Annotated in this window: 17 protein-coding genes; 5 read left to right on the top strand and 12 right to left on the bottom strand. The window is 64.2% G+C overall.

Features of this window, described 5'->3' with window-relative positions; all coding sequences use genetic code 11:
• Nucleotides 1-45: 45 nt before the first annotated feature.
• The 5 genes from SM765_RS06040 to SM765_RS06020 form a co-directional block, all read right to left on the bottom strand.
• Nucleotides 46-687 carry a hypothetical protein gene (locus tag SM765_RS06040; protein WP_237028373.1) on the bottom strand — a complete coding sequence of 214 codons (642 nt, stop codon included), beginning with the start codon at nt 685-687 and terminating at the stop codon, nt 46-48.
• 10 nt (nt 688-697) lie between these two features.
• On the bottom strand, nt 698-832 hold the full coding sequence (locus SM765_RS06035; protein ID WP_065272469.1) for an aa3-type cytochrome c oxidase subunit IV: 135 nt from the start codon (nt 830-832) through the stop codon (nt 698-700).
• Nucleotides 833-1024: 192 nt separating this feature from the next.
• Nucleotides 1025-1564 carry a DUF6173 family protein gene (locus tag SM765_RS06030; protein WP_425537300.1) on the bottom strand — a complete coding sequence of 180 codons (540 nt, stop codon included), beginning with the start codon at nt 1562-1564 and terminating at the stop codon, nt 1025-1027.
• A gap of 42 nt (nt 1565-1606) precedes the next feature.
• The gene (locus SM765_RS06025; RefSeq protein ID WP_274834644.1) at nt 1607-2653 is read right to left on the bottom strand and encodes an MBL fold metallo-hydrolase; all 1047 of its coding nucleotides are present in this window, start codon (nt 2651-2653) and stop codon (nt 1607-1609) included.
• Entirely contained in the window at nt 2653-4356 is a 1704-nt protein-coding gene (locus SM765_RS06020; RefSeq protein ID WP_274837537.1) for an acyl-CoA dehydrogenase family protein, read from the bottom strand. Before SM765_RS06020 ends, SM765_RS06025 begins: the two co-directional genes overlap by 1 nt.
• A gap of 155 nt (nt 4357-4511) precedes the next feature.
• On the opposite strand from SM765_RS06020, the gene SM765_RS06015 reads away from it, so the two are divergent.
• Both SM765_RS06015 and SM765_RS06010 read left to right on the top strand, forming a co-directional pair.
• Complete coding sequence (locus SM765_RS06015) at nt 4512-5477, top strand: L-threonylcarbamoyladenylate synthase (protein ID WP_065272466.1); 966 nt, start codon at nt 4512-4514, stop codon at nt 5475-5477.
• Between the two features lie 118 nt (nt 5478-5595).
• Nucleotides 5596-6042, top strand: a complete 447-nt coding sequence (locus SM765_RS06010; protein ID WP_065272465.1) for a DsrE family protein — start codon at nt 5596-5598, stop codon at nt 6040-6042.
• Between the two features lie 76 nt (nt 6043-6118).
• Here the strand turns inward: SM765_RS06010 and SM765_RS06005 are convergent, their stop codons facing one another.
• Nucleotides 6119-6673, bottom strand: a complete 555-nt coding sequence (locus SM765_RS06005; RefSeq protein ID WP_274831441.1) for a YqgE/AlgH family protein — start codon at nt 6671-6673, stop codon at nt 6119-6121.
• 287 nt (nt 6674-6960) lie between these two features.
• Between SM765_RS06005 and SM765_RS06000 the strand changes: the two genes are divergently transcribed.
• Complete coding sequence (locus SM765_RS06000; RefSeq protein ID WP_274834704.1) at nt 6961-7728, top strand: protein-disulfide reductase DsbD domain-containing protein; 768 nt, start codon at nt 6961-6963, stop codon at nt 7726-7728.
• Nucleotides 7725-8189: an NUDIX hydrolase gene (locus tag SM765_RS05995; protein WP_274837536.1), complete on the top strand. Its 465-nt coding sequence runs from the start codon at nt 7725-7727 to the stop codon at nt 8187-8189. Before SM765_RS06000 ends, SM765_RS05995 begins: the two co-directional genes overlap by 4 nt.
• Here the strand turns inward: SM765_RS05995 and SM765_RS05990 are convergent.
• From SM765_RS05990 to SM765_RS05965, 6 genes are all read right to left on the bottom strand, one after another.
• Nucleotides 8111-11557, bottom strand: coding sequence for an efflux RND transporter permease subunit (locus SM765_RS05990; RefSeq protein ID WP_274837535.1), 3447 nt, complete (start codon nt 11555-11557; stop codon nt 8111-8113). The genes SM765_RS05995 and SM765_RS05990 overlap by 79 nt on opposite strands.
• Before the next feature lie 3 nt (nt 11558-11560).
• Nucleotides 11561-13030: an efflux RND transporter periplasmic adaptor subunit gene (locus SM765_RS05985; RefSeq protein WP_274834648.1), complete on the bottom strand. Its 1470-nt coding sequence runs from the start codon at nt 13028-13030 to the stop codon at nt 11561-11563.
• Between the two features lie 124 nt (nt 13031-13154).
• On the bottom strand, nt 13155-13697 hold the full coding sequence (gene moaB / locus SM765_RS05980) for a molybdenum cofactor biosynthesis protein B (RefSeq protein ID WP_274834649.1): 543 nt from the start codon (nt 13695-13697) through the stop codon (nt 13155-13157).
• Nucleotides 13698-13710: 13 nt separating this feature from the next.
• Entirely contained in the window at nt 13711-14331 is a 621-nt protein-coding gene (locus tag SM765_RS05975) for a LysE family translocator (protein WP_274837534.1), read from the bottom strand.
• A complete protein-coding gene (locus SM765_RS05970; RefSeq protein WP_065272459.1) occupies nt 14324-14926 on the bottom strand; it encodes a metallophosphoesterase family protein in 603 nt (200 codons plus the stop codon). Before SM765_RS05970 ends, SM765_RS05975 begins: the two co-directional genes overlap by 8 nt.
• Nucleotides 14927-14939: 13 nt before the next feature.
• Nucleotides 14940-15716, bottom strand: a complete 777-nt coding sequence (locus SM765_RS05965) for a uracil-DNA glycosylase (RefSeq protein ID WP_274834650.1) — start codon at nt 15714-15716, stop codon at nt 14940-14942.
• Nucleotides 15717-15880: 164 nt separating this feature from the next.
• Between SM765_RS05965 and SM765_RS05960 the strand changes: the two genes are divergently transcribed.
• On the top strand, nt 15881-16861 hold the full coding sequence (locus SM765_RS05960; RefSeq protein WP_274834651.1) for an aspartate carbamoyltransferase catalytic subunit: 981 nt from the start codon (nt 15881-15883) through the stop codon (nt 16859-16861).
• Nucleotide 16862: the final 1 nt, after the last annotated feature.

The raw sequence follows: 16862 nt of genomic DNA, 5'->3' as shown, positions 1-16862 counted from the left end.
GCCATCGATCCACCGCTGCGGCGCACTTTCTGAGGATGCGCCGCGTTATTCTCCGTTTAGGATCGCATTGTTGCGCGCGAGTCCTTCCTGAAGGTCGGCGCTGTCGTTCTCGTAATAACGGGTGGTTTTCACGCCGGGCCGCTGTTCAAACTGGTCGGCGAGTTTTACCGGATAAAAGGTAACCTTGATATCCTCGAAACCGGGAACCTGTTTCAACACCGAAGCGGTGGCATTGGCGCAATAGGCGCCGGGCACGCGGCCATTGCTAACAACCAGTTCATAGGCGCGTTGCGCCTGTTCCGGCGTCACTGCAACTTCCTGCACCATCACGTGATGGGTGCTGCGGGCGTGCGATCCGCGATAGGCCTTTTCCACGGCAGGCGTGATCCCGTAAAGCACGTCATCCCGTTCGGGTACACGGTCTGCATAAAACGACCCGGCGGGATCAAAGATGACCCGCTCCGAGGCATTGACCATCAGCGAGGTATGCCCGCCCTGTCCAGTCCGGTTGTTGACCATTGTATAAAGGGTCAGGGATGGGGCGCCCTCGGCGCGATACGCGACACGTTCCAGCGTTGCATCATCGGCATTGGGCTGCGGCTGCGACGCGCAGCCCGACAGCGCAAAGGCTCCCCCTGCAACCGACGCACAAAGCGTCAGGCGCAGCAGCAAACGGCCCACGGACATGGCCCGAAGATCAGGTCGCGAAGACGGCCAGGAAGACCGCGAAGAGCGCCAGAGCGATGCAGAAGCGCACCGTGAAGGTCACAAAACCCGCAAAGGTTTTTTCCTGAACCGAGATGTCCATGGTTCCGTGTTTATGCTCAGCCATGTCTAAATGTCCTATTCGCGTTCGATTTCCTGCTGATTACTGGATTTCCCGCGCCCTGTCACGACGTCAATGCAGCGCAGCAGGGCGAAAAACCCGAGGCCTGCGGCCTGTTTGCACAACCGTCTCGTCCCGACTTGCGGATCGTCACGCATCAGATCGCCGAATCGCGCGGTTGACCCTGCACCGGGCCTCTCAGGTATCCGGCTCTGCCTCTGCCACGATATCGGGATCCGCATCCGGGGCCGGATCAGGCTCCAGATCCTTCGCCAGGCGAAATCCGATCCGCATGGCCGGGGTTTCCGGCTGCGCCTTGGGCAGGGCCCGCAGCATCACGTTGAGCTGCGTCACATGCTGGACCAGCTGCGTGCGGGCACCGGAGTTATCCGACCCGTAAAAGGTCACGATGTCAGGGTCGAAATAGCCCATACCCTCGATCCGCATGACACCGGCGTCGCCACCGGCAAACCCCATCGCGACCTCATGAGCGCTGTCCAGCTGCTCCTCGAAGTTCTTGATGTAGAGAATCATCCGCTCATAGGCCCAGCGGGCCGGGCTTTTCTCTTCGGCCGGTTTCTGCATCGCCTTGGGCAGGGTTGGGCTGCTCTGGCCGGGTTTGGGGTCACAATGCACCTCGTGCACCTGCGGCAGGATCGCCGCCTCGGCGGCCTCGGCGCTGGTGTCGATACTGTCGTGAATGGCCGAAGCGCTCGGTTTGCGTTTCTTGTCACTCATCTGTGCCCGCCTTTCCCGGCGCAGCGCCCTGGCGCCGCCCCGTCAGTCTTTGCGTTGATACAGCCAGGCGCCGTCTTCGCGCTGCTCGCGCGTGACCCGCCCCAGATGGAAGAGGTGATTGACGTGGGCCACCGCCTCGACCAGGGCCAGCCCGTATTCACCCGGCCCGATGGCACGTTTGAACAGCGGCGAAAAACACTCGGCCGCGGTGCGCGGGCTGTCGAGATGATCCATCAGCCGGTCCAGTGCGCCGTGGTGGTTGTCGATCAACTGCCGCATCCGCAGCGGCAGACGCGAGAACGGCAGCTTGTGACCACCAAGGGCCAGATGATCATGCCGTGCCAGCGGCGCCAGACGTTCGCAGGCCTCCAGCCATTCGCCCAAGGGGTCCGCCATCGGTTCGGTGGCATAGACGCCGATATTGGGGCTGATCGACGAGAGAATCTGATCCCCGGTGATCACCAGATTGTCGTCACGACTCCAGAAGGTGGCATGTTCCGGCGCGTGGCCGTTGCCCATGTGCACATCCCAGTCGCGCCCGCCCATGCGGAACACATCGCCCTGCTGCACCCGGGTAAAGCCGAGCGGCATCGGATAGACGGTATCGGCAAAATTGAACGGCCGGTCCGCAACCCGCTGGTCATAGATTTCCTTGTCCATGCCCGCGCTGCGGTAATAGGCAAGCGTTTCCTCGGGCCAGGTTTCCTGTACATCCAGCGTCAGCATGCGGGCGAACAGCCAGGCGGTGCGGGTCGTGACCAGCTCGGCGCCGTATTCGGACTGGAACCAGCCCGCCAGACCGATGTGATCCGGGTGATGATGGGTGGCCACGACGCGGCTGATGGGTTTGCCCTTCAGCGGGCCTGCCATCAGGCTTTGCCACAGTTCGCGGCTCTTGCGGGTGTTGAACCCGGTGTCGATCACCGTCCAGCTATCACCCTCGTCAAGCGCGTAGACGTTGACGTGATCTAGCTTCATCGGCAGCGGCTGGCGCATCCACAGGACGCCTTCGGCGACCTCGATCACCTCGCCCAGCGCGGGCGGTTCTTCCCAGGGGGTACGCGGGCCGACTTCGGGAACGGAGGCCATCAGCTGGCCAGCTCGTCCAGTGTCAGCGCCATGGCACCCTCGATACCTTCCTGCGCGTGCTGCAGCAGGCCGACGTGCTCGGGCAGCATCCGCTTGATGTAGAACCGCGCCAGTTTTTCGCGTGGGCCGCCCTTGTCAGCCAAGGCCGCCATCAGGTGGAAATGCCCCCCCAGAACACGGGCAAAGGCCCGCAGATAGGGCACCGCCCCGGCAAAGCGGTTCTGCAGATCACCCTGCCCCACCAGCCAGTCGGTCGCTTCGCGCAGGCTTTCGCAGGCCTGCCAGACGGCTTCGGCCATATTGGGATGGGTCGGACGGGCGCGTTCGGCGAGCTCTTCAATTTCATCCATCAGACGGTTGGCCATCTCGCCGCCATCCATCATCTTGCGGGCAACAAGATCCATCGCCTGAATGCCGTTGGTGCCTTCGTAGATCGAGGTCACGCGCACATCGCGGCAGAATTGCGCGGCGCCGGTTTCCTCGATGAAGCCCATGCCACCATGCACCTGCAGGCCGATATCTGCGACACGAATGCCGGTGTCGGTGCCGAATGCCTTGGCAATCGGGGTCAGGAAAGCCGCGCGGGTCTTGCAATCCGCCTCTCCGGTGGCAGTGGACATGTCGATTGCCTGCGCGCAGGCCAGCAGGATCGCACGGGCGGCAAAGAGATCCGCCTTCATCTCCATCAGCATCCGGCGCACGTCCGCGTGGTCAACAATGCCGCCCGACGGCGTCTTGCCCTGCTTGCGCTCCAGCGCATAGGCCAGCGCCTTCTGATAGGCGGCTTCGGCAATGCCGACACCCTGACCGCCGACACCCAGACGCGCGTTGTTCATCATGGTGAACATGGCCGCCATACCGCCATGTTCGGCGCCCACCAGCCAGCCGGTGGCGCCATCATATTGCATCACGCAGGTCGGGCTGCCGTGCAGGCCCAGCTTGTGTTCGAGGCTGACCACCTTGAGGCTGTTGGCCTTGCCGGGGTTGCCATTGTCATCCGGCAGGAACTTGGGAACCAGGAACAGCGAGATCCCCTTGGTGCCCGGCACACCGTCGGGCAGCCGCGCCAGCACCAGATGGCAGACGTTGCCTGCGAAATCGTTGTCGCCCCAGGTGATATAGATCTTCTGCCCGGTGACGGCATAGGTGCCATCGCCATTCGGCACGGCCTTGGAGCTGAGCGCGCCCACGTCCGATCCGGCCTGCGGCTCGGTCAGGTTCATGGTGCCGGTCCATTCGCCCGAAATCAGCTTCGGCAGGTATAGCTCTTTCAGCGCGTCGCTGGCGTGGTGATCCAGCGCCTCGATCTGGCCCTGACTCATCAACGGGGCCAGCTGCAACGACAGGCAGGCGCCGGACATCATTTCATTGACCGCCGAGGTGATCGTCATCGGCAGCCCCATGCCACCGTGCTCCTGCGGTGCGCTCATCCCGAGCCAGCCGCCCTCGGCGATGGCACGCCAGCCATCGGCAAAGCCGGGCGAAGTACGCACAACGCCGTTTTCCAGATTGGCCGGGTTCAGATCTCCCGGACGCTCCAGCGGTGCCATCACCTCGTCGCACATCTTGCCCGCTTCGGTCAGAATCGCCGTCACCATGTCGTCCGAAGCCTCGGCAAACAGGTCGGTTGCGGCGACATCCTCAAAACCGACGATGTGCTTGAGCATGAACTCATACTCGGAAACGGGGGAACGGAAGGTCATTGGCGTCCTCTTGGCGTCCTGTGGGGCTCTCTCGTGTCTGGGCTAGTCTTTTACCCAGTCTTGGCATTGCTTACGAGGCCCTTTATATCTCGCGGCCTGTCCGATTACCTATCCTCTCGACCTTTTCAATCAACCAAAACGCCGCGTCACCCGCCATGTCCAGCCTGACCACCGAAATTCTGGGGACCTCGGATGCTGATCTGAGCCGCGCCGCCGATCTTCTGAAGGCGGGGCAGCTGGTGTCCTTTCCGACCGAGACGGTTTACGGCCTGGGCGCCGACGCCCGCAACGGCACGGCGGTGGCTTCGGTCTATGCAGCCAAGGGGCGGCCCAGCTTTAACCCCCTGATTGCCCATGTACATTCCGTCGCGGCGGCGCAGCAGCTGGTGCAGTGGAACGATTTGGCCGAACGGCTGGCAGCGGCCTTCTGGCCCGGGCCGCTGACCCTGGTCTTGCCACTGCGCGAGGACCACGGCGTTTCCGGACTGGTGACCGCGGGCCTTCAGACACTGGCAGTTCGGGTTCCGGCCCATCCCACCGCCCTGCGGCTGCTACGCCTCGTGGACGGACCGGTGGCAGCGCCCTCGGCCAACCCGTCGGGACGGATCAGCCCCACTACGGCCGCGCATGTACTGGCCGGGTTGAACGGCAGGATCGCTGCCGTCGTGGACGATGGTCCCTGCGGCGTAGGAGTGGAATCCACCATCGTTGGCCTCAGCGGACCAGACCCCATGCTGCTGCGCCCCGGCGGACTGGCAGCCGAGGACATTGAGGCAACCCTCGGTACGTCGCTGACCGACCGCGACGCAGCCGATCCCCTGTCGGCGCCGGGACAGCTGCTGTCCCACTACGCGCCCAATGCCCGCGTCCGCCTAAACGCAACAGAGGCCGGTGAGGGCGAGCTGCTGCTCGGCTTTGGCTCCATGGACTGTGATCTGAACCTGTCAGCGGTCGGCGATCTAGCCGAAGCCGCCGCCAATCTGTTCGAACACCTGCACCGGCTTGATGCAATCGGTCAGCCGATTGCTGTCGCGCCCATCCCGGAACACGGGCTTGGCAGCGCGATCAACGACCGTTTGCGCCGGGCCGCCGCGCCCCGGGACGACAGTTCCGCGCACTGACCCGGCCCGAACGGCCAGCCAGATCCGCCAAAACCCCATCAATTATTCATATATTCGCTAGTCTCTATGCATAAACAGGATACCCGGCTATCCTGACCTCCTACTAGGGAGGAACATAATGAAACATTTACTGACAGCGGCCGCTGTAGCCACAAGCCTGTGCGCAGGCTGGACCACCGCAGCCCTTGCCGAAGGCGCCACGCATCACATCGCCGTTCACGTCAATCAGAATGACCCCAAGGTCATGAACATGGCGCTCAACAACGTGCAGAACCTGACCCGCTATTACGAGGCGCAAGGGGACACGGCGGTTGTGGAAGTTGTCGCCTACGGCCCCGGCCTGCACATGCTGATTCCGGGGAAAAGCCCGGTCGCGGACCGCATTGCAACCATGAGCCTTGAGAACGACAAACTGTCCTTTTCGGCCTGCGGCAACACCCACCGCAAGATGAGCGAGAAGGCAGGCAAGGAAGTTGCCCTGCTCGAGGAAGCCTCGATCGTGCCTTCCGGTGTGGTCCGGCTGGTGGAACTGCAGGAACAAGGGTTCTCTTACGTCCGTCCATAATTGGCGCAGACCTGACAGACAATAACACGCAGGGGCGACCCGTCCCTGCGTATCTCGCCGCACTGACCGTGTGGGGTCAGGCGGTTCCGGCGCTTGAGGACAGCGACACCGGGTCCACGCCCAGCGTTTTCAACGCCGCGCCCCATTTTTCCAGATCGTCCATCTCGAACAAAAGCTCGGCGCTGGCCTCGGCCGTCAGCCAGCCATTGGCGACGATTTCGCTTTCCAGCTGCCCCGGCCCCCAGCCAGCATAGCCCAGCATCACGACCATCTTCTCTGGCCCGCTGCCTTCGGCAATGTCTTCCAGAATGTCCAACGTCGCGGTCATTGCAAAACCGCCCGGAACATCCAGAGAATTGACCCGCGAATGATAATCGTCCGAATGCAAAACGAAGCCGCGCTGGGTCTCGACAGGACCACCGAAACGGACAGGCAGAGATGCAACATCGGTGTTTGCCTCGATCTCCAGCTGTTCCAGCAGGCTGCCCAGCTGCACGCCCGGCGCTGTCTTGTTCACGATCAGCCCCATCGCCCCCTCATCACTGTGAGAGCACAGGAACACCACCGCATGTTCGAACCGCGGATCGCCGATTCCCGGCATGGCAATCAAGAGTTTACCTGTCAGATCCATATCGCCTGTCTTTCTGTCTGCTTGGTCCATCGGACCAGACCGCATGCGACCAGCATGCAGCCCCACGCCCAGAGGTGCAAGGGCTGGTCCCCTGCGACACTGAAGCAGCCAGTTCTGACGAAGTCTGACCGGAACGTGACTTGGCATTTGCAGCCGGAATGCGCATTTATTGGTGTATGAGACATAAACGACCCTCCTCTCGCCCTGTGTCCCGATCTGTGTCCCGATCTGTGTTCGGGCTGGCCCGTCTGAAATCCGCCGTGGCGGCTTGCGCCGTTCTTGCGCTGATGCCGGTCGCGACTGTGCAGGCGGGCGCATCGCCCGATCCGGTGCAGATCGAGATCCTCGATGGCGGGATGACGAAACGGGGCACCTATATGGGCGCGCTGCGGCTGACGCTCGACAGCGGCTGGAAAACCTACTGGCGGGCGCCCGGGGATGCCGGCATTCCGCCCAGATTTTCCTGGCGTGGATCGCGCAACATTGGCGACGTGTCGATGACATGGCCCGCCCCCGAAGTCTTCATGACCTCCGGCTACCGCACCATCGGCTATCACGATCAGTTGGTGCTGCCGATCGAGATCACCCCCGCGAATCCTGCCAAACCCGTCCGCATCAAGGGACGCATGGAACTGGGCGTTTGCAAGGACGTCTGCGTGCCATCCGAGCTGTCCTTTGATCACCGGCCAGACCCCGAGGCAGGCCGCAACCCGGCGATCGTCGCGGCGCTGGCCTCGCGCCCCTATTCGGCGCAGGAAGCAGGCGTTTCCTCGGCGATCTGCAGCCTGTCCCCCGGCAGTTACGGCATGCGCGTCGAAGCGCAGATCACCATGCCCAGCGCCGGCGGCGAGGAAGTCGCGGTGATCGAACCGGGCACACCGCATCTGATGGCCGGGGAAACCAGCACCGAACGGCGCGGCGGTATTCTGCTGGCACGGACCGAGTTCATGCCCGCAACCAGCAACAGCCCGACCTCCATTGACCGATCAAAACTGCGCATTACCGTGCTGGGGCGCAGCCATTCGGTGGATATCAAAGGCTGCGACGCCGGATGAGCCGCCCGGTTCTGGGCGCGCTGGCGGTGGTCTGCCAGACCGTGGCCGGACAGGACAGCGTGATCCTGATTCAACGCCGCAATCCGCCCAACGCAGGCTGGTGGGGCTTTCCCGGCGGTCATGTGGAATGGGGCGAAACCGCGCTTGAGGCTGCCGCACGCGAGCTTCACGAGGAAACCGGCGTTCACGCCCGTCCGCGGGGCTATCTGACCAATGTCGACGTGATCCTGCCCGGCCCGGACGAGGCGGTTTCGCACCACTACCTGCTGACCGCCGTGCTCTGCGATTATGTCAGCGGTGCACCAACCCCGGATGATGATGCGCTGCAGGCCAAATGGGTGGCGGTGGACGATCTGCCCCGCAGCGGGCTGGAGCTGATCGATCAGGTGGCCGAGGTCGCGCTCTTGGCCCGGTCGCGCTGGCGCGACCGCAGCCCGTGGGACAGCGCCCCGATCACATAGGTCAGCAGCCCGAACACCACGGCCCCCAGCAGGAACAGGATAAGCCCCGCCCGCACCGGCTCCATCGTGGCCAGCCCGGTGTCCGAGGCCAAAAGCCCCCCACGCAGGGCCGGATGCAGCGCGCCGGTGGCCATGGCCCAGCCCAGCGTCAGCACCAGCCAGCCGAGCTGTACCAAAGCCGATCCGGCGATCAGCCAGCGCAAAACCCGGGTATGAGCGCGCTGACCGGACCGCAGGGCCCGGCGCAGCGATGTGATGGGCCGCGCCGCGTCCCGCTGCACCGCGACCAGTGCGGGAACCACCAGAAGCACCAGGAACATGCCAAAACCCAATCCGTAGACCAGCGTGATCACCGTCGGTTTCAGGAACTGCGCCTGCTGCGAGCTTTCGTACATCAAGGGCGCCAGACCCAGCACGGTGGTCAGCGTCGTCAGCATTACCGGTCGCAAACGGTCCGCGGCCCCGTCGATGATCGAGGGCACCAAGCCGCGCTCAGCCGCGTATTCGTCGATGGTTGTGACCAGCACGATGGAATCGTTGATGATGATCCCGGTCATGCCCAGAAGCCCCACCACCGTGAACATGCTGAGCGGCACCTCCCAGATGTAATGCCCCCAAATCGTGCCCACGAGGCCGAAGGGAATGATCGCCATCACCACGATGGGCCGCGTCCAACTGGCAAAGATCCAGGCCAGCACCAGGTAGATTCCGGTCAGGCACAGGATCAGACCGGTGCCCGCCTCAGACAGGAAAGTGTCTTCCTGCTCGCTGAGGCCCGCAAGACGCCATTCCACCTGACGCTCGCTGGCGATTGTCGGCAAGATCTCCTCCTGCAGCGCGGTGATCACCGCCTCGGCGCGGGCGGGATCGTCCTCGGAGATATCGCCGGTAACGCTGATCACCCGGATGCCGTTTTCGCGCCGCACGGTGGAAAACCCGCTGCGTTGGCTGACCGAAACGATATCGGCCAGCGGCACATAGCTGCCGCCCGGCGCCCGCATCAGGGTACGCTCCAGGAAGTCCGCCGTCAGCTCTCCCTCGGGCAGTTCGACCCGGATGGTGGCGCTGCGCGGTCCGTCCGGATAGGTCGCCGCCTCGATCCCGTTGAGCCGCGCCCGCAGTGCCCGGCCCAGACTGTCGATGGTAAAGTTCAGCGCCTGCCCCTGCGGGGTCAGATCGAGAATGACCTCTTCCTTGTCATAGGCGAGATTGTCCTCAACCGCCGAAACCTCGGGGTAGCGCAGGACGGCGGTTTTCAGATCCTCCGACGCCGCCTTGAGCGTCTGCACATCGGCGCCGTAGAACTGCACATCCATCGCATCACCGCCCGGCCCCGAACGCCAGCTGCGGAAGGAAATCGTCTCTGCCAGCGGATGACGCACCACGCGTTGCTGGAGCTCCGCGACAAAGGCAAAGCTGGAGTAATCCCGCTTGTCCGCGTCGATCAGCTCGATCGAGATGCCGCCCAGCAGGTCAGCGTCCTTGGCCTCGACACCTGACAGACCGCGCCCGGCATTGCCGCCAATCTCGGCCATGACGAAATCCAGCGGGTTTTCGCCATAGCGTTCAGCGTATTCCGCCCCCAGCGTCTCGGTCGCGCGCTGCATCTCGCGCATCATCTCCAACGTGTCTTCGCGGGTCGCCCCCTCGGCCATGGCGAAATTGCCGGTGATCGAACCGCGCTCCGGCGCGTTGAAGAACCGCCATTTAACATCGCCGCCAATGAACAGCGCCAGCTGGCTGGCTAGAATGACCGCCGCGCCTGCCAGCACCACGTAGCGTGCGCGCACCACCAGCGCCATCAACGGGCGGAACAGGACGTCCCGGACCCAGCGAAAGCCCCGGTTCACCGCCCGGTTGGGCCAGTCGTACCAGTGCCGCTGCTGCGCGTGGGTCAGGGCATGGGCCATGTGGTTCGGCAGGATCAGGAAGCATTCCGCCAATGAGGCCGCCAGCACCATGATCACCGTAAAGGGAATATCCCGGATCAGATCGCCAAAGCGCCCGCCGATGATAACCAGACCGAAAAAGGCGATGATCGTAGTCAGGGTTGCAGCAAACACCGGCAGAGCCATACGCCGGGCCGCGTTCTCGGCCGCCTGCATCGGCGTCTCGCCCAGCCGCCGAACCCGGAAATCGGCATGTTCGCCCACCACGATGGCATCATCGACCACGATCCCCAGGGTGATGATCAGACCAAAAAGTGAGACCATGTTGATGGTCAGCCCCGCCGCGTACATCAGCGCCACGGCCGCAAACATCGCCGCCGGAATGCCCGCCGCGACCCAGAAGGCGATGCGCACGTTGAGGAACAGGAACAGCAGGATCAACACCAGCCCAAGCCCCATCAGCCCGTTGTCCACGAGGATGTTGAGTCGGTCCGAGATCGCCTCGGCCCGGGTGCGGATCAACCCGGCGGTGACGCCCTGCGGCAGGCTCAGCTGCAATTCGTCGACGACCTTTTCAACCTTGTGCTGGATGCCGATGGCATCGCCCTGATCCGAGCGGTCGACCCGCACCGACATCGCCGGATGCTCCCCCACGAAATAGGAGCGGCTGCGGTCGACGCCTTCGACCCGGATCGTTGCCACATCACCAATGGTCAGCGCCGATCCGTCCGCATTGGTGCGCAGGACAATTCCGGCCAGTTCGTCCGGCGTGCGTTTCTCGCTGCCGGTGCGCACGCGGGTATTGGCGCCGGTGACATCGCCCGCCGGATCGGCATCGACCTCGGCGGCGATGGCGGCAGCGATTTCCGCCATGCTGACATCATAAGTGATCAGCGCAGACGAGGGCACTTCAACGATGGTTTCCGGCGCAGCAACACCGCGGATAGTGGTGCGGGTGACCCCGACCTCGAACAGGCGCACGACCAGCTCATCCGCAAAGAGCCCCAATTGCTCGGGGCCGATATCGCCGGTGATCACCACGTCGGTCACCCGATCGCGCCAGGCACCGCGTTTGACAGTGGGCTCTTCCGCCTCTTCCGGCAGGGTGGTGACCAGGCTGACCGCTGTCTGCACATCGTCCGAGGCGCGTGACATATCCCAGCCCGGTTCGAACTCCAACGTGATGGTGCCCAGGCCCTCGCGGGAGATGGCGCTGGTTTCCTCCACCCCGTCCACCGCCAGAAGGGCCGGTTCCAGCGCCTGCACGATGGCGCTGTCCACGTCCTCGGGGCCGGCACCATCCCATTGCACCCGGACGGTGACGTTTTCCACGATCACATCGGGAAAGAACTGCGCCCGCATGTTGGGGATCGCCGCCGCGCCCAGCACCAGCAGGATCACCAACAGAAGGTTGGCCGCCGTCCGGTGACGGGTGAAGTAGCTTAGCAGGCCGCCAGCGGGCCGGGACAGATCGCGCATGGATCAGCCTCCCTTGCGGGCTTCGATACGGTTGACCAGTTGCGCAGGCACCGCCGTTTCCGATAGCTGCGCCAGCACCCGTTTGCGGGCCTCTTCCGGCATCCGCGCATTGCCTTCGACAAGGGCGACAAGACGGGCGCGGCGATCCTCGGTCAGCTCTATCAGCTCAGGCCCTGCGGCTTCGGGGGCAATCTCAGCCTTGGCGTCGATCCGCAGGGGCCGTACCCGGATACCCGCGCCCAGAAGGGGCGTGCGCCCAGTGACGATCTCGCGCCCTGCCAGGCCTTCGCCCCGGATCAGAACCGCATCGCCCTGCCTGCGCACCAGTTCCACAGGCAGCGCCTCCAGCCGGTCTTCGGCGCCCAGCACCAGCACCTGACCATCGCTGCCCAGCGCCGAGGCCGGCACCCGCACGACATTCTCCACCGGCGGTTCGGTCACCGAAACGGTCACGAAATCCCCCGGTTTGAAGCCCGGCGCCGCATCAAGGCGCGCATAGACCAGACGGCCCGTCTGCCCGTCCCCGGCGGCGCCGCTGACCCGCGACAGCTGCCCGGTGGCCGACAGGGCTGCGCCAGCGGCATCCAGCGTCACCCGCACCGGGGCCTCGATCAGGTGCCCGGCATCATCCAGCAGGCGGGCGTATTGCAGGGTCGAAACCCGGAAAGCCACCTCCAGCCGGTCCGCATCCACCAGTTCGGCGAGTTTTTCATTGGCCGAGACGAGGCGCCCTTCGACCAGGCTGACCGCTTGCAAGGTACCGCTGAAGGCGGCCGAAATCGTGGTATCTTCCAGATCGCGCTGTGCGGTTTCCAGCGCAATCTCGGCGCGGGCCACCCGCGTCTTGGCCTGATCCACCCGGGCCTCGGCCTGCGAAATCGCCTGCCTGCGGGAAATCACCGCCTGCCGTGCCTGCGCTGCCGCCAGCGCTGCGGTTTCCACCGTTGCCGTGGTACCGACACCTCGTTCCTCAAGATCCAGCTGCCGCTGATAGGCCTTGCCGCGCAATTCCGCCTGATCCTGCGCGGCTTCGAGTTCATCATTGGCCAGGATCAGGGCCCGTCCCGCATCACGCTCTTCGGCGCGGGCATCCATCATGTCGGCCTCGGCCCGGTCCAGTGCCGCCTGCGCATCGGCAGGATCGATCTGCACCAGCAACGCGCCTTCCTCGACGCGGCCCCCCTCTTCAAAATTCTCGGACAGGTGAATGACCCGACCGGCCAACGCGGTGCGCAACTCCAGCGTCCGGCGGCTGTCGATGCGGCCAAAGGCGATCAGCTCTGGCGCGATGGTCTGCACATCCGCCGAGACTACCCGCACCGCAAAAACGCGCTCGCGCGCAGGCGGCGTGCGCGGTTCGGCATTGAGCCGCGCCTGCACCGCGCCCATCACCAGCCAGCCCGCGTAGAGCAGCAGACCCAGCATCGCCGCCGTCAGAAACAGACCCGTCAAACTATGCCGCAAAAACCGCATTCATATTCCTTCCGGTGGCAGATGTTGCCGCTTCGATCCCGCAAAACACCCGGGCAGGCGCAATCGCCCACCTGAAAAGATAGCAACTGAACATACCCGTTACGAGGTTACACGCGGCCGCGGATCACTTCCGTCGCAGATGTTCGTCCAAACGGGGCATTATCTCGACGAAATTGCAGGGGCGGTGGCGGAAATCGAGCTGTTTGCCCAGGATTTCGTCCCAGCCGTCCTTGCAGGCGCCCGGGCTACCGGGCAAAGCGAACAGATACGTGCCCCCGGCAACACCGCCCGTGGCCCGTGACTGCACCGCCGAGGTGCCGATCTTCTGCATCGACACGATGGTGAAGACCGTACCAAAGGCGTCGATTTCCTTTTCATAGACATCGCGGTGCGCCTCGACCGTGACATCGCGGCCCGTAAGGCCGGTGCCGCCGGTGGAAATCACGACGTCCACCTCCGGGTTCGCCACCCAGGCGCGCAGCTGATCGGCGATCTCGCTGCGCTCATCCGGCAGGATCTTCCTGTCGGCCAGCACATGCCCTGCCTCGGTCAGCCGATCCACCAGGACCTGCCCGGAGCGGTCCTCCTCCAGCGAGCGGCTATCCGAGACGGTCAGGATGGCAATGCGGACGGGAATGAAGTCTTTGCTCTCATCGATACGCGACATGGTCTGCTACGCCTTATGCTTTTTCCAGAATGGCCAGCCTCAGCGCGAGACCGGCAAAAATACCGCCAGAGATCCGCCCCAGCCAGCGCCCCGCCACCGGGTTGGTGATCAGCCGCCGCCCGGCCTGCCCCGCAAAGATCCCGACCAACCCGTTGATCACGAAACCGCCCAGCGACAGGACCGCACCGAAGATCAGGAACTGCAGCAGCACGGGGCCCGCCTCGGGGACCACGAATTGCGGGATAAAGGCGAGGACGAACAGGATCACCTTGGGGTTGGTGAGATTCACCAGAAAACCGGAACGAAAGGCCCGCGCCGCGGGCACCGCAGGCGCATCGCCCGTCACAGGCCCGCTGCGGAAGGTGGTCCAAGCGAGATAGAGAAGATAGGCCACGCCGACCCAACGGATTACATCGAAAAGTCCCGGAACCGCAGCAACCGCCGCGCCAAGGCCGAGACCCGCCAGTGCCACATGCACGAAACACCCGGCCGTGATCCCGGCGCTGGCCGCGACCGCCGCGCGCCGCCCCGAGTGCAGCCCCTGCCCAAGGCAGAACATCATATCCGCCCCCGGCGTCAGGTTCAGCGCCAGCGCCGCGGGCACAAAGGCAAGAAGCGTCAGCGGATCAATCATTGCTCACCTCAAAAAAACTGGCCGTCGGGCCAAGGTTGGCACAGGCCGTCTGCCCGATCTTCCCGCGCGTGCCCCAGGCCTCGTGCACGTGACCGAACAGGGCCAGCTGCGGCTTTAGGCGCTCAATCGCGGCCCGGATCGCTGTGGAGCCGACCGACAGGCCGGTGGAGGTGAGATCGCCCAGCCCCTTGGGCGGCGAATGGGTCACCAGCACGTCTGCCTGCGTGCAGGGCGCGAGCAGGTCCTCGGCTGCGTCTTCGGACAGATCCCAGGACCAGGCGCCAAAAGGCGTTTCCGGCACACCGCCGCCCAGCCCCCAGAAGGTAATGCCATCGATTGTGACACCATTTCCATGGAGCACATGGGCATGCCCGGGCGCAGCAGCGCGCAGCTCTTCGGCACTTTCGGCATTGCCGGCGACCATGACCATCGGCGCGGTAATACCTGAAAGCAGCTCCATCGCCTGATCCAGCCCCTGCCGCCCGTTGCAAAAATCACCGGCACCCACCACCAGATCTGCATCGGCGCTGGCCGCGACCAGATCGGCAGCGCGGGCGCGGGCCAAATGCAGGTCGGAAAAGGCAAGAATATTCATGTGTAAAGCCTCGTCAAAGGGCGGTGAGCCGCGCCTTCAGCTCCAGAAGGTCGGCCCAGGCGGCGCGTTTCTGCGCAGGTTGGCGCAAGAGGTAGGCCGGGTGGAACATCGGGATCACCGGCTTGCCCCAGACCTGATCCCACTGACCGCGCAGCCGGGTGATGCCACGTTTGCCCAGGACCGCCTGACAGCTGATATTGCCCATCAGCACCAGCACCTCCGGCTCGGCCAGCTCCACGTGGCGTTTCAGGAAAGGCACCATCATCGCCATTTCCGCAGGCAGCGGATCGCGGTTCTGTGGCGGGCGCCAGGGCAGCACGTTGGTGATATAGACGTTCTTGTCGCGGTCCAGATCGATGGCGCCCAGCATCTTGTCCAGCAATTGCCCGGCACGGCCCACGAAAGGCCGCCCCTCGCGGTCCTCGTCGCGCCCCGGGGCCTCTCCGATGATCATCACGCGGGAACCGGCCTGACCGTCGCAGAACACCAGATTGCGGGCGCCGCGCTTCAGCTCGCAGTGATCGAAGGCGGCCATCGCCTCGCGAAGGGCAGGCAGGGAGGTCGCAGCGGCGGCGGCCTTTTGCGCGACTTCGACCGGGTCCACCTCCGGCAGGCGCTGGATCTGTCCGGGTTGCGGTGTATCAGGCTGGGCGCCGCGCGCGGGTTTCGGCGCCTGCTGCTCCAGCTCGTAGCGGTTCACGGGCGTCTCGCACAGGGCTTCGGTTGCGCCCAGTTCGATCTGCCACGCGAGCAAGGCGCGGGCGCTGTGATAATCCAATGCCGATTCCATGGCGCAAAGCTACTCTGCCTCAGCGCCAAGCGGAACCTAAGACTTGCGCATCGGGACAAGAGGTAACACCTTTGAGCCAAACCAGTCCGCAGCGGCAGAACGGTGCCTTGCCGGGCAGCGACCCCGCGCCTATAAGGGCGCGCAAACAGCGCGGAGCCTGCCTCATGTCTCATGTTTCCCCAACCCCCACCGGCCCCGGTTTTGCAGCCCGTCATCTGTTGGGGATCGAGCATCTGAAGCCCCATGAGATCACCGAGATCCTGGATCTGGCCGATACCTACGTGGATCTGAACCGCCGCCCGGAAAAACATTCCGACGTGCTGTCGGGGCTGACGCAGATCAACATGTTCTTTGAAAACTCCACCCGCACGCAGGCCAGCTTCGAACTGGCCGGCAAACGGCTGGGCGCGGATGTGATGAACATGGCGATGCAGGCGTCCAGCATCAAAAAGGGTGAGACGCTGATCGACACCGCGATGACGCTGAATGCGATGCATCCCGATCTGTTGGTGGTGCGCCATCCCCATTCCGGCGCCGTGGACCTTTTGGCGCAAAAGGTAAACTGTGCGGTGCTGAACGCGGGCGACGGGCGGCACGAACACCCGACGCAGGCGCTGCTGGATGCGCTGACCATCCGCCGCGCCAAGGGGAGGCTGCATCGCCTCAACATCGCGATCTGCGGCGACATCGCCCACAGCCGCGTGGCGCGTTCAAACCTGATCCTCTTGGGCAAGATGGAAAACCGCATCCGCCTGATCGGGCCGCCAACGCTGGTGCCCGGCCATTTCGCCGAATTCGGCGCCGAGATCTATGATGACATGCGCGAGGGGCTTGAGGGTGTTGATGTCGTCATGATGCTGCGTCTTCAAAAGGAACGCATGGACGGCGGTTTCATCCCGTCCGAACGCGAATACTACCACCGCTACGGGCTCGATGCCGAAAAGCTGGCACTGGCCAAACCCGACGCCATCGTCATGCACCCCGGCCCGATGAACCGCGGGGTCGAAATCGACGGCACCATCGCCGATGACATCAACCGCTCGGTCATTCAGGAGCAGGTGGAAATGGGCGTCGCCGTGCGCATGGCCGCAATGGATCTTCTGGCCCGCAACCTGCGCGCCGACCGCGTCGCAGAGGCGGGCTGAT

It is taken from the genome of Pseudophaeobacter sp. 1A09344 (genome assembly GCF_041008745.1).
GTDB lineage: Bacteria > Pseudomonadota > Alphaproteobacteria > Rhodobacterales > Rhodobacteraceae > Phycobacter > Phycobacter gallaeciensis_A.
This window is presented reverse-complemented; position numbering and strand designations above follow the sequence as displayed.